The following is a 13,728-nucleotide window of genomic DNA, read 5'->3' on the forward strand; positions in this document are numbered from 1 at the left end:
TTCACACCTTTCCCGCATTTTAGATGGCCTTGCGGTATCTATAATGGCTAATGACGACCGCGGCAGCTATCCCAAAACGAAGTCAAAGTCACAAGAAGCGTTGCAGGATTTGCATTTTGTATCAATTTCGCGAACCGTCAAGCTGTCCCTCATCCCCGAGTACTACATTCATCCGGAATTCTTTCGGCGTCAAGCCGTATTTCTTTTTGAACAGCGTAATGAAATAGCTCGCATTGTTGAAGCCGAGATAATCGGCGATTTCCTTGACGCTGAAGCTGCTGCTAAGAAGCATCTCCCGCGCCTTGTCCAGCCGGTACCCATTAATGTAGTCGCCGACGGAAACATTCTCGTATTGTTTGAAAATGCGCCCCACGTACGCCGAAGACATCTTGAAATTCGACGCGACGGACTGCAGGCTCAAATTGATGTTCAATACGTTTTTCTCCACGAACTCCTTGATCGCGTCTACGATGATTTTGTTCTTGTCTTCTTTCTGGGCTTCCCTCTCCGCCAGACATACCTGCTCCAGAAAGTGATCAATCTTATACCGCATCTCGGTGAGCGTATCGGACCGAATGACGCTGGTCCCCAGCGTCTGCATCGCGATCGAGTTGAAATGAGCAGTGAACACGGGCTCCCGAAGCACCTGCCGGATGACCAGCACGACTTGCTGAACCGCAAACGTCATATTGTCGTAGGGCAAGGCGGCAATCGCCGCAAACCACTTATCCAATAGAGCGTGAATCGCCTTCTCGTCCCGGGCGCGGATCACTTCTCCCAGCTTCTTCTCCCATTCGATCGGAATCGTAACATCCTGACGGGCCACGTTGCACTCAACGTCCTCCGGCACAATAACGGATCCTGGGCCGTACAGCAATCGATACATCAACTGCTGTACAGTGACCCGGTAAACGGTGCTGGCCGCTCTGTAATCGGATACGGGATGGCTCACCGCTGCCGAAAATGTTCTCCGGTAATACTGACGGCAAGTATCGACCGATTCGGTTAACAGTTTCCGGAGGGCGGCCGAATCCGATCTTGCGTCCGTCGTTCGCGCGATCGCGACCAGGAAACCGTTCTTCATATCCAGAACGTGAACAGGAAAGGAACTGGCAATCGTCTCTTCCGTGATATTGCATAAGGCAAACCGGAATAGGTCGTCCTGCGCGGACGAACGGGAAGCTTGCGGTGGCGGATCAAGCGTCAGCACGGCCAAAGTCCAGACCGGTTCCGTTCCTTCTTCCTTCGGGAACAGTCGGGGAAACGCTGCGCGGCACTCGTCCAACTCCTCCCCGGTCAGCGATCCGCTATCGGTCATCCAGCGCCGCAAATAATAGTCGTTTACGATTTGCTGATTGCGATTCTCTTCCTGACGGGCAAGTCGAAGCTTACTCAGCGTAAGCTCGTACACGCGGGATATGTAGCCCATTTCATCGTGAGTCTTGGGAACCCCCGCCAGGGGAACGAGCGCATTTCCTCCGAATAGCTCGGTCAGCTTGCCGATCGGCCGGTATAATCGGTTCGCTACCGCGGCGGAAAGCGCGACTGAGATCAATAGAGCCAATCCGACCAGGATGAAGGATATATTGCGAAAAGACTCCACCCGCCCCATCACTTTGTCATAGGGCAAGATGCTCATAATCCTCCAATCGTTCACCCCGACGCTGATTTCGGAAATCAAGTATTTCTCACCGTCAAGCCGGCGGACCGTGAACCCCCCCGGCTCCGATCCGGGTCGGAGCGCCGACCGCCAATTGGCATCCGCGAGCCTCAGCGCAGCCTCGTTGTGATAAGACAACGCTTCCCCGTTCCGATCCAGCACGACGACTCCATCTTGCCGTCCGCCAAGGCTGTTGAGATTGGAAATATTCTCAAACACCCATTGCGGTCGGATATTGACGATGACGGCATTCGGAACCGCGCCGTTAGCCGGGTGGCTCTCGAGGACGAAGAAGGAGAACAAATCCACATTCGCGTTCCGCCCATCCGTCTTCATGGGAATCAATCTTCCGCCGGTCGGGCGTCCGGATTGCCGCAGGACGCGAAGCGTCATCTTCTCAAGTTCCTTCAAATGCTCGCGGGACCACGTTCCGGATCCTCCGACGTATATCCGATTGCCAACTCCGCTGTAGACGGCGATGGAGTCGACGAAGGAGGTCGAGTCGGCGACCGTGTCCAGCATACGCAGCGTTTGGAATTTCGTGAAGGGGTCCGGTTCCTTGGCGTTCATCAAATAAACCATGCTCTTGTCGAAGCTCATCATAATCGCGATATTTTGAACGATCTCATGCAAATAATTGATGTTGTATTTGATTTGGGACAATACTTTTTCGTTGGCATCCTTCTGTGTTTGAAGAACGATATTCTTGGAATAGACATAATAGGAGAATGAGAAAATGACAAGCAGTCCGACAACGGACAGGTTGAAGTACAGCACGATGCGCTGCAAATATTTACGGCCTTTAAGCAATCGGATGATACCCAAGCGAGGGCACCCCCTTCCCATATTAAATATCATTCATGTATCGGGATTTCGTGTCAATCCTAAAAAATGCGAATCATGCAAAAAAAACGATTTCATCGTCCTGATGGAGCAAATCCCCTTAAACTCCATCTGGATTCCTCATTTCAAATGATTAATTCGCTTGGTACTCGGAGTGCGTTCGATCCAAATCCTTTCCACTCTGCTTATCGACTAATGTAATTATTTGGTTAAATTGGATTCGATTGGTAGACATTTTGAGACAAAAGCACATCATTGCATGAAAAACCGGATCCCTTTACTCTACAAAGGAATCCGGTGTAATCGCAGCTTGATTGGAATTTAACTGGCAACCCCTTTGGAGTTGAACTATCGTTACCCGTTCAACAACACTAACCTCGTTATTGTCCAAACAATTAAAGCGAAACAAACCGAAGTAAGGTGGTCGGTGTTTAAAATTTAATATATCAGCCGGCCATCACGATATAGAATGTGGCCGGCTGCATATCTGTTTTATATTTTAGTATTACTCAACAAGCTGATCCTCAATATAATGCATCCGCTTCATGACCTTTCCTTCCTTGTTTTTTTCAGAAACATTGTATTTTTTTCGTGGTTCAGCATCTGACCAAATGATCGATGCAATGAGATCATTCTTATGATGTTCTAGACGATCCGTATTCATATAACTTTCATCAGGCTGCCAGTCTCTTGGCAAATCGTCACTTTCCCTATAGAAGGACAGATAAAAAATTCTCTTTTTGCCTTCTATTGCTTTAAGTTCGCCTTCAACTGGATGACTCTTAATGTATGTTTCAACTAATTCTTTCAAATCTATTAAATCTTTTGGTGGATTCAGAATCATATAATGCTTTCTAAGAGTCACGACTTCTTCATCCTTTTTACCAACGACCTCTTCTGTATTGGCAATTTCGAAAATCTTTGTTTCCCCGCTTGATTCCCCATTCTTTGTACATCCAATTAAGTATAATGGAATGAGGAATATACCAATAATCAAAACTAGAATTTTCAAATTAACTTTAACCACTCAATTCCCCCTCGAATGGTATATCCATTTCCATTAAAGAAACAAAGGGCTTATATTTCCCATCATATTCATCATAATGCTGTAAGACAAACCAGGCACGAAATCCTGCTAAGTTCACATACACCTTCTCCACATCTGGCCGATCTAACCCAAAATGATCATATAAACGAACATGCATGACACCTTTAAAGCGATTGTTCTCTACTGAAAAATCTTTTACGGATACGGTATTTCCCCAAGTATCATTTACTGTAATTGTAAGTCCATTTATATTATCACTCGGAGTGCTAAACGTCGGGTAAGAAGCATCATCCTGTATTTTTTGATAAAATTCATTCGTTTCCTTTGTACGGTTATCAAACTGAAGTGCTGCCAAATTACCTCCATTTTTCTTTAGCTCATCAACTAAAGCATTTTTGACAAATTCAACATAGGCTTTTGTTGTCTCATGCTCACTCGCTTTTTTAGTCAAAGTATCATTGCGATACGCTGTACCCGTTCCCTCCTCAAAATGATCAATCATATCTAAAACAACATCTTCCATATCCCCCGTAGAAAATAAACTTGTTGACATAAACTCAAACTCATCAAAGAGAATACTCGGGAAATAAGATTCAAGTAATTGGAATCTGAACATCCAGTTAATGTCCTTTATTTGATCTCCTGTATAATCATTTGTTTTCATATCATTCGCTACATTTCCATTTTCATCATAGCCTTCCGGTCGATCTGATTGATAAATGACTAAATCGGATAAATCAGCGTACAACGGTCTCAAATCCTCATTATCAAACTTTCCATCTCCGTCACTATCTTTTCGGTCAGGAAAACTGGTTGGAAAGAACCCTTCCAAATGAATAGTAACTCCAAAAATGTCGACCGTGAATGATTGGAATGGACCCATTTCTTGCCCATCGGTTAATCCATCTCCGTCACTATCTTTCATGTCAGGATTGGAGTAGATGATACCGTATGGTGTTTTCATTCCTACAGTTTCATAAGTATCAGATAAGCCATCCCCATCTGAGTCTTTTGGATCTATTCCTCCATCACCTGAATCATCGCTACTATCCAGTGTTTTATTTAAACCATGCATCCTTGAGTAGTCTAATTCCCTACTCCAAAGCTCCAACCATTTTGTCTTATCAACAACCATATATTCACTAAGCTGAGTCGTTTCCGCACTTATTGTATTCTTATTTGTATCTAACACAGCGTTAAGACTTTCAAACATTTCCTCATCTTCGTTATACCAAATGATGCCTAAATCATGTTCCAATGTGTCCCCTAGCTGCGCTTCATCATAAGTAAACGTAATGCTTGCTTTATCAAATTCTGATTGAGTATTGATCCTTACAGGAGAACCAATAATACCATATAAATTAGTAGTTTTTATATTGACTTTGTTTGTGCTGGTAATTCTAGTCGTTTTATTAATATTACCCTTTGCACTAAAACTAACTTCTACACTTGTAATTGCTGATTTATCAGGCTGAATCAATGATTTACGAATAGTTTGTTTATGGAGCTCTTGTGAATCCGTGACCTCGTCATTATCGCTGTCCGCAACCTTCGGATTTGTCTTTAAAGCATATTCATCTCCATCACTTAACCCATCGCTATCTGTATCATACTTATTAGGTAATGAATCAAACTGATGGACTTCAAATCCGTCAGTTAATCGATCTTGGTCTGAATCTTTCTTAATCAGAGTTGTTTGATAAACCTGCTCATCTTTATTATTCAGGCCGTCTTCATCGATATCTTCATCTGCATCACTTATGCCATTATGATCTGTATCATATTTTATTGGGGAAATAAATGATTTAATTTCATATTCAATATTGTCCTTTAATCCATCACCATCTGTATCCTCTTTAAATGGATTCATTCCCTCAAGGAATTCTGTTCCATCTGTTATCGTGTCACCATCCGTGTCAGAGGTAGATTCAAACAATTCTGTGGTAAATGGATAGCCTGCTTTTTCAAGTCCGAATAACACTTGTTTATATGCATTTTCATAAGATTTCGATGCAGGGATAGCTAGATCTTTTTCTAGAAACTCATTAGCTTTTTCAGACATTTTCACCGCGTTATTCAAATGAGCTTTTAGTTGATTTCCTTTGTGATCCGTTTGATCAGAGATATCCGTTAAGATGCCGATAGCATTTTTATTGACAATTTTATCCGATAAATAAAAATTAAAGAGTATATCTGCAATCAATACTTCAGTTGGTTCATTGAAATCGTTTTTTGATACATATCCCCATAGACATACTGTTAAGCTATGTTTGATTTTCAAGAGCAGATCACTTTTTAGAACCACTCCTTTTATATACTCCTCTTGAATTGCTTGTTCATATTGGTTAACTAATTGTTCAAACCTATCCAGTTCATTCATATCTTTCGGCTTTATGTCTCCGGTTTTATCAAATTCCACAATCAGACCATCTAGTGCATTAGAATCAAACTTAGCATTCGTATCTTTTATGACGGTTAGCAAACGCTTTAATTCATTTATTGCAACCTTCTCATAGATTACTCCATCTCTGGTATCCTCATTGAATTCATATTCACTTAACCACTGTTTTACATTTTGCTCGCTAGAATTCTTATGTTGTCCTTGTCCTTGATTAGCTTGGTTATTATCCTTGGCAACCACTGCTTGCCCAGATCCGCCGAGAACCATTGCAAAGGTCAATAACAAACACAACATACTTTTTGCTTTATTCTTCATCATGAACATCTCCTTTATAAAGATTGTGAAAAGAGTTTTCAAATTCACCTCCCAAAACGTTTCCTTTTCCACCACCGCTAAATTACCACATTGATCTTGTTGGAATAAGTCGATTTCTGTTGGTTAGAGATTTTTAACAATTAGAATTCGGTAACAAACAGGTCGTGGTTGTCGTGCCATTGCTATCGCTGTTAAAGTCCACACTAAACAGTTACACCATATGCCCAGCTTGGGACCCGAGATCCTCATTCATCGTTCCCGCTCCTTTCTTTGTAGACAGTAAAAGAGCCCCTGCTCGATGAGCAGGGGTCAGACTTGATTGTCATTTGATTTGCTTTCATAGATAATGCCTCTGTTTCTCTCCAGGCTAAATATGACGTAGACTCATTCTTGAACAGAAGCGCTACTTGGCCTGCAGATCAGCCAGCGGTACCATGTCGATCAGGTTGATCATGTGGCCATCCGGATCGAATACATCGAACAGAACATGATGATTCCAGGCTGAATCCCAGGTCTCCAGCTCTGTCACGCGATACCCTTTTGCTTGTAATCCCTCTTGCAGTTCCGGTACACCGGTACACTTGAAGTTCAATACGGGACGCGGGGACACAGCGATCGGTCCCTTCACTTCCGCCAAGCTCAGCAATGCCGCATGATCGGGATGGGGCTCGCAGAACAATGTCGCACCTCTGTTGCCGTCCCCCCAATCTTCAATCCCCCGACAAACTAGTCCAAGCACCTCCGTATAGAATGTGATGGATCGTTCCAATTCACTTACAGGTATGAACAAGCTGCCAATGTGTTGAATGGGCATGTACGTTGTCCCCTCTCGCAAATTCTGGTAATTAGTGCCATGCGACTATCATAGCGTACCATTCGGCTGTTCGTAAACGCTAGATTAGCATATGTCGCAATGCACAAAAGAGGGCAGCCGCGCGGCAGCCCTCTTACGCCATTTGCTGGCTATCTAACAACCTACCATGCGACATTCGTCCAGCCCTTCTGCCGCTCCTCCCGATAACGCTGAACCCACTCTTCTGCTATATCATCGGCTATTCCGTCGTAATAGGGCGGAGCTATCGTAACATTATCCGCCTCAGGGATTTCCAAATACTTGAGCAGCCCCCGGACGGTCCCTTCATAATCAAGAATAAAATCCTCATATACTACGGTCAGCGGAGTGATGCGTTCCTCTGCGAAAAATTCCGCCATCCACGACTCGCGCATGACCGCCTCCTGTATGAGATGATTGATCGCGTCGAGGCTGTATCGATCCTTGGTATCTGCTTGCTTCGGCTTGGCCCCATGTTCGCGATGCCACTCTCCCGAAACGATGGCTCGCCACCAGGACACCGCCAATCGCACCTTGTTGCGCCGGGTCATATAGATATGCCGGCAATTCGGAAACACCGACTCCCATATTCGAGGCCGTGTTAGTCCTTCCGGAAGCTGGAGCTCCTTCTGAAACCATGAAAGCCATTGTTCAAGATCATTCCGATTAGGCGAATGCTTCATCCCGAACACCCCATTGGCTGAAGTGCCTGACTCCAGAATATGATTGAGCTGCTCCATGCCGCTCTGATCGCGCCGCACATGAAACTCTAACCAATCTGCAGGATTTCCCGCGACGCCTGTGGAGGCTAATGCCTGACTGAGCAGGGTGCTTCCGGTCCGCTGCGCAAACCAGATCGTGTAGCTGCGATTCGGCTTCATAACGCTGTCTCTCCTCGATTGTGTATAGGATTAGGTAGGAATGATGCAATTCTATTATATTCAGCTTGAGAACCGCGTAAAGCGAAAAAACCGCTATAACCATTTATTCCACATCGTTCATCCCATAGTTTGATATAAACATGAGTGGACGGATGAGGTGGGGGCGACGCCTGTAATAGCCGCTCACGCTGCAGCTCCTGAAGCCCGGCGAGAAGCGGACAGATGCACACCAATAAGAAGCTTGCATAGCATGTAAGAAGGCTGCATGAAACGGATTCGTCTATCCGGATGCAGCCTTTCCGGCGCCATATTTGCCGCGGGAGATCTCAGTCTCCTGCTTCAATGGCCTGATACACCGAGGTCCAGAAATCTTGAAAGACTCCCGGAGGCTCGGGGGAATCCATGAGGCGCTGCGTCATCAAGATCCCGACCAAGTCTTCATTCGGGTCCGAAAATCCGGATGTGCCGATTCCGCCGTCCCAGCCGAACCGGCCGGGCTTAGAAGTCAGATGATCCTGCCCGATGCTGACGGAAACTCCAAAGCCCCATCCGCGGTTGACGCCTAAGAAATCGCAGGCTCCCTCAATCTGCTTCGGCGTCAGATGGTTGGTTGTCATCAGCTCCACCGACGACCGCGAGAGAATATGGCCGCTGCCCTGCCGCCCGCCGTTCAGCATCATCCGGCAAAAGGCCAGGTAGTCGTCCGCGGTCGAAACCAATCCGCCCCCGCCGGACGGGAAGGCAGGCGGACGGCTCCATCTGCCAACTTCCGGATCGTCATGGACCATGAGCGTCCCCTGACTGGGATCGGGACTGGTCATGTAGCTTGCCGGCAGACGCGCGAGCTTCCCGGCAGGCACGTGAAAACCGGTATCCCCCATTCCGAGCGGATCGAAGATGCGGCTGCGGAAGACATGCTCCAGCGATTGGCCGGCAGCCCGGGCAATCAGGATGCCAAGGACATCGGAGCCGGTATGGTACATCCATGCTTCGCCCGGCTGATGGATCAGCGGCAGACTGCCAAGCCGGCGTATCCACTCGTCCGGCTCATGCACTGGCGGGGTCGGTCCTGGTTCGAGTCCGAGATCAGCCATCTTCCGCTGGATCGGGTACTGGCCGGGAGGAGCCATCACAATGCCGATGCCCAGGCGAAAGGTCAGCAGATCGAGTAAGGTGATCGGCCTGTTCGCGGGAACCATATCGTCGATCGGTCCTTCAAGACGCTTCAAAACCCGGCGCCCGGCCAGCTCGGGCAGCAGCCGGTCCACCGGCTCATCCAGCTGAAGCTTGCCTTCTTCCACAAGAATCATGGCCGCCGCCGCAGTAATAGGCTTCGTCATCGAGGCGATGCGAAAGAGCGTGTCCCGGCTCATCGGACTGCTTCCCCCAAGTGCCTTCATTCCATACGCCTCGACATGCACCTCACCCTTACGGCTGATTAATGTGACGATTCCAGGCACTTCGCCCCGCTCGATATATCCTGCCATGACGTCATGCATGCGGTCCAGCCGCTCTTTTGCGAATACACGATTACTCACCGACTTCTCCCTCCATCCGGTTTATCGTTGACTTTTATTCTAACATGCGGCGGCGGTCCGGATTTCTTATCGATTGCTGACCCGGCCGTCATGGCAAAGGAGCCGCCCTCTGGCAAGCCCCCCCCCCAAGCTTCTGCTATTCTGTTTCTGCGGACAAGTATACGGTCATCAAAACTTTACGTATCCACTCATTAGTAATCCGAAAATCCGTATTGTCCGTAATCTGATCGATGCTGCCGATCAACCGTCCTCCGGCAAACCGCCGAATAACCGGATCCTCAATTTGATTCGCTATACGGCTGGCGATTTCTTCACCATTCATGACTTTGAAGGGACGGTCATGGAAGTAAGAAACATCCGCCGGGATCTCGTCCGTAATGCCAAGCTTATTATGCATGTCGGACAAATGGCGGTAAGCCTTGTTCAAGGCATGCTCGCGTTCTCTCCAAGCGGCCGCCGTTTGAGCCGACCACAGACTTGGCATTAATTCGTCGGAGCATTTCAATTGCTTGAACGCCATCCCGAACCACTTGGGATAGGGGGCGTATTGGCGCTCCATGAGAAAGCACAAACTCATGATATCGCGGACCAGACGCGAAGCGATAATCGCCGAACCAAGCTCATCCCCTGCATATCCCGCACGAAGCATCAGATGCTCTTCCTGGCCGATCCGCTTCCAGCAGGATGCCAGGAGGTACAGCCAAATATCATGAGGATAATACTCAAGTTGTTGGCGTACGGCGGACAGCTCGCCATGATCATCTCTATAGACGGCTCCCCTGGTTAGTTCCAGCAGAGACTGCGAAGGATACGTTAACCAATCGACCGGCTCGATCGGCCTGCCGGCGCTAATGCCCAGGCAGCCTTCGATAAACCGCGGCACCGTCGTAACCACACTCTTGTCCGGATCAACCTGAAACCCATAGAACTGACGCGGAGCCCTCTCCCGCAGGGATGCTTGTATGTGCTGCGATTGCCTAGCATCCTGCTGGCTCAGAAAAAGAAATATACGTGGTCCCCAATCATGATCCGTGGACATCTCCGTATCGTATCCTAGCACTTCACTGCCTGGGCCCATTAGAGCCGATGAATAAGACAGGGACGGATAGGTTTCACTCATGAACGGTTCTACGACTTCGGCATGAAATCGGCGGCATAATTCAATTCCTTGGATAAACACCATTGTGCATACCTCCAGGCCCAATGCGGAATAGGTTCTTAACTCAGTAATATACTCTACATTTTGTACTGTAACTAGATATTCTGTACTCTAACACTGCACTCTGTACTCTGTACTCTGCACTCTGCACTCTGCACTCTGTACTCTGCACTCTGCACTCTGTCCTTGCCTGCTAGTTTCTCTATCATGCGTGATGCCGTTGTCGAGAATGTTGTACAACGTGCAACAATATTTCAGATTTTCTGGCCAAATGGTCGAATTGTTGTACGTTATACAACAATCGGTATTGATTAGCTGCTTTGAAATGGGAATTGTTGTAGAAAATGCAACAATCCACGGTTTTCGGCGTTTTAGTCCGCTTAATGTTGCATAATATGCAAGATTACAACCCATACCGATTCGTACAAACCATGAACCATTTCGACGGCCTATGTCGGCTAGATCAGTGGAAATTGGAGTGGTTGCGGCGAACGCTACCGAAAAAGTAGCGTGCGGTTTTTTATAGCTTAGATGACATTTACATGGGTACGTACATCCCCACATGGTAAATGCGGCCCAAAACCACGCCAGGTCAAAAGCCGAGCAATCCAGCAGCCGCACAATGCGGAACAGCACAAGGGGCATTAGATCAACAAAAACCCGTCGACAGTAAGACAGGCGGAATCATTCTTCCAACTCTGCCACTATTTCTTGCTTTGGCCCACTTGTATTATAGAAGAAGCCGCCAGCAAGTACCCCGCCAACAGGTTTATTAAAATCTTATTATCATCGTCAAGCAGCGCATTAAGAAAGTAATTATCTACGCCAAAACGAACCATTAACTCCGCATAATAGAGAGAGGTGAGATAGTTCGCAATAAACAGAATGATAGCAGCAAGACCGTATATCGGGTTGCCGATCGCAAATCCGCTTCTTGCCCGGAACGAGTCATTCAGCGTCATCCGGATCGCGGAGCCGAAGAGAAACACGATTAGATACTCTACAAAAAGAACGGGCCGCTTCAAAGAAGGATTATCCAGATTCCTCGCAAGCAGCAGATTGCAATAGTAAACAGCCAAGAGTACCATGGTCGAGACGACCAACAACAGGATGAGCCTGCTATACTTGTTGTTCATTATTGACCTCCCACCGGTCTCTCCATCATCTCAAAGTACCGACTCCAGCTTCTTGCGGACCTCCCAAAACGTCAAAATAAGAATTTCGTTCAGCCAGCGATGTTTATGTATTCGACAATTCATAAAAATCCCCTCTTCATGTAACAACTGGATCCATTATCCTTCCCCATAAAAACGAGCAGCAGGCCGCCGCGGCAGCCTGCTGCTTGTTGCTAAGCATACAAAACAATATGTCTGTCGGTCATTCTTGCGCCCGTAATTGTTCATCGAGCAAAGCTTGAATGTACTGTGTCATATGGTCGAGGAATGCTTTCGGCTCAAGCGTGCCACTCATCACTTCAGCCCATTTGGCATTGTATTCTTCACCCCAATTGACCGGGATATATGGACGGACTTTCTTCGCTTTTTGCAGCACGTCGTAAGCGCTTTTCATCACCGGATCCGTCTTCGTCAGCTCTTCGAGATACGGGTCATCCTTAATCCCTGATATCCAGCCAAAATGCTTCAATTGCGATTCGGCGCCCGCTTTCGTTGACGTCATCCATTTCAACAATTCCCAGGCGGCGTCTTTGTTTTCCTTCTTGCCGATTGTCGTCATCGCCCAAGACCATCCGCTGACCCAGAACGACTCCTCAGGCATCAATGCAAAGCCGATATCCGGATTCGCTTCATAATTGGCCCTTAAAATCAAGGTCACGGTAGGCTCCATTAACGATTTGCCCGCTTGAAAACGTCCCATGTTTTCCGGCAGCGTTGAATTTAATTTTTGTATGCGTTCGTCATGGATATTTTCCCGCTTGAAGCGGACGATCCATTCAAGCGCTTCGACGATTTTCGGATCGTTAAACGTTACTTTATTGGTGGCCGGATTGAAGAAGTTGGAGGAATCCGCCCCGTTCAAGTAAGCGATCGTCGTTAGACTGGAATCGGGATTACCCATAATTTCATGCGGGGCAAATGTCGTCATCACCTGCTCCCCATTCTCGACAACCCAGAAGCGGCGCAGAAAATCTTCGAACTCCTCAAGCGAATGCATGGCCGGCACTTCTGTAAAGCCATATTGCTCCAGCACGTCTTTATGGTACATGAGCACGAAATTCGGATCGACGTGCCATGGGAGCGCCCATACTTCCCCGTTTGGCGAAACCGATCTTTTATAAGCGAAATCATAAAAGATTTCCGGCGTCACATCCGGATCGATGTTCATATAAGGCGTCAAGTCTTCAATCAGATCGTCTTTCGTCAAATTGTTGGCTAGATCCCCCGCTATAACCAGATCAGGCGTTTCTCCGGATGCGATAAGCGCGGGCAGATCGCCTGTCGCTTGTTCCATTAACGTCACGCGAATATTCGGGTATTCTTTATTAAAGTCTTCGAACAGCTTACCGAACTGATCATGAAAGGCATGGCCCCACTCCGTAAGAATCTTCAGGTCGGCCTTGATATTCTTCTTGTCTACGATCTTCGCTTGCTCTTGCTGGTTCCCCGTCTCTTCCGATTCCGTCTCATTAGGACTGCTGCAGCCTGCCAAACCCAACAATATAAGCAGTGCAGACAACAGAAGCAGCGAAGCTTTGCTCCTTCTTCCATTCCGATTGCGTAACCACTTCATCGGAAAATCTCTCATCATTCATCCCCCCAATATGTAATATTCTCAGCGGGCCAACCACTCCAATTCACGATATCTCCTCCTTTGTTAACCGATTTCTTCTCCTTTCGCCCCCCGATTTCGTTCTAAATATATGTTTGGTGGTATGAATTTTGTATGAATTTCAATTACTTGTATAATTTGAGAAACCCAACGTTTCTGAACTCCCTATTTTTAAGATGAAATGAGAAAGAGCCGTGGCGGCTCCATTCGGTTGGTTGTACCTGTGTAGTTGTGGAAGGTTTTCTGTAAGAATGTCCATAATTT

General features: G+C 47.0%; 9 protein-coding genes. All 9 read right to left on the reverse strand.

The annotated features are described in order from the left end of the window. Positions 1–121: 121 nt before the first annotated feature. The 9 genes from L1F29_RS28955 to L1F29_RS28995 all read right to left on the reverse strand — a co-directional run bounded on the left by L1F29_RS28955 (position 122) and on the right by L1F29_RS28995 (position 13,425). The gene (locus L1F29_RS28955; RefSeq protein ID WP_258385476.1) at positions 122–2,485 is read right to left on the reverse strand and encodes a helix-turn-helix domain-containing protein; all 2,364 of its coding nucleotides are present in this window, start codon (positions 2,483–2,485) and stop codon (positions 122–124) included. Positions 2,486–3,008: 523 nt separating this feature from the next. Next, positions 3,009–3,530 carry a hypothetical protein gene (locus tag L1F29_RS28960; RefSeq protein WP_258385477.1) on the reverse strand — a complete coding sequence of 174 codons (522 nt, stop codon included), beginning with the start codon at positions 3,528–3,530 and terminating at the stop codon, positions 3,009–3,011. Continuing rightward, positions 3,523–6,270: a DUF3289 family protein gene (locus L1F29_RS28965; RefSeq protein WP_258385478.1), complete on the reverse strand. Its 2,748-nt coding sequence runs from the start codon at positions 6,268–6,270 to the stop codon at positions 3,523–3,525. The genes L1F29_RS28960 and L1F29_RS28965 overlap by 8 nt, the downstream gene beginning before the upstream one ends. 400 nt (positions 6,271–6,670) lie before the next feature. Beyond that, positions 6,671–7,081: a VOC family protein gene (locus L1F29_RS28970; RefSeq protein ID WP_258385479.1), complete on the reverse strand. Its 411-nt coding sequence runs from the start codon at positions 7,079–7,081 to the stop codon at positions 6,671–6,673. Between the two features lie 161 nt (positions 7,082–7,242). Further along, positions 7,243–7,980: a Stf0 family sulfotransferase gene (locus L1F29_RS28975; protein WP_258385480.1), complete on the reverse strand. Its 738-nt coding sequence runs from the start codon at positions 7,978–7,980 to the stop codon at positions 7,243–7,245. A 326-nt stretch (positions 7,981–8,306) separates the two neighbouring features. After that, complete coding sequence (locus L1F29_RS28980) at positions 8,307–9,479, reverse strand: serine hydrolase domain-containing protein (protein WP_258389845.1); 1,173 nt, start codon at positions 9,477–9,479, stop codon at positions 8,307–8,309. Positions 9,480–9,654: 175 nt separating this feature from the next. Next, the gene (locus tag L1F29_RS28985) at positions 9,655–10,701 is read right to left on the reverse strand and encodes a DUF4037 domain-containing protein (RefSeq protein ID WP_258385481.1); all 1,047 of its coding nucleotides are present in this window, start codon (positions 10,699–10,701) and stop codon (positions 9,655–9,657) included. A 680-nt stretch (positions 10,702–11,381) separates the two neighbouring features. Continuing rightward, the gene (locus tag L1F29_RS28990; protein WP_258385482.1) at positions 11,382–11,813 is read right to left on the reverse strand and encodes a hypothetical protein; all 432 of its coding nucleotides are present in this window, start codon (positions 11,811–11,813) and stop codon (positions 11,382–11,384) included. Positions 11,814–12,054: 241 nt separating this feature from the next. After that, positions 12,055–13,425, reverse strand: a complete 1,371-nt coding sequence (locus tag L1F29_RS28995) for an ABC transporter substrate-binding protein (protein WP_258385483.1) — start codon at positions 13,423–13,425, stop codon at positions 12,055–12,057. Positions 13,426–13,728: the final 303 nt, after the last annotated feature.

It is taken from the genome of Paenibacillus spongiae, assembly GCF_024734895.1.
Lineage (GTDB): Bacteria > Bacillota > Bacilli > Paenibacillales > Paenibacillaceae > Paenibacillus_Z > Paenibacillus_Z spongiae.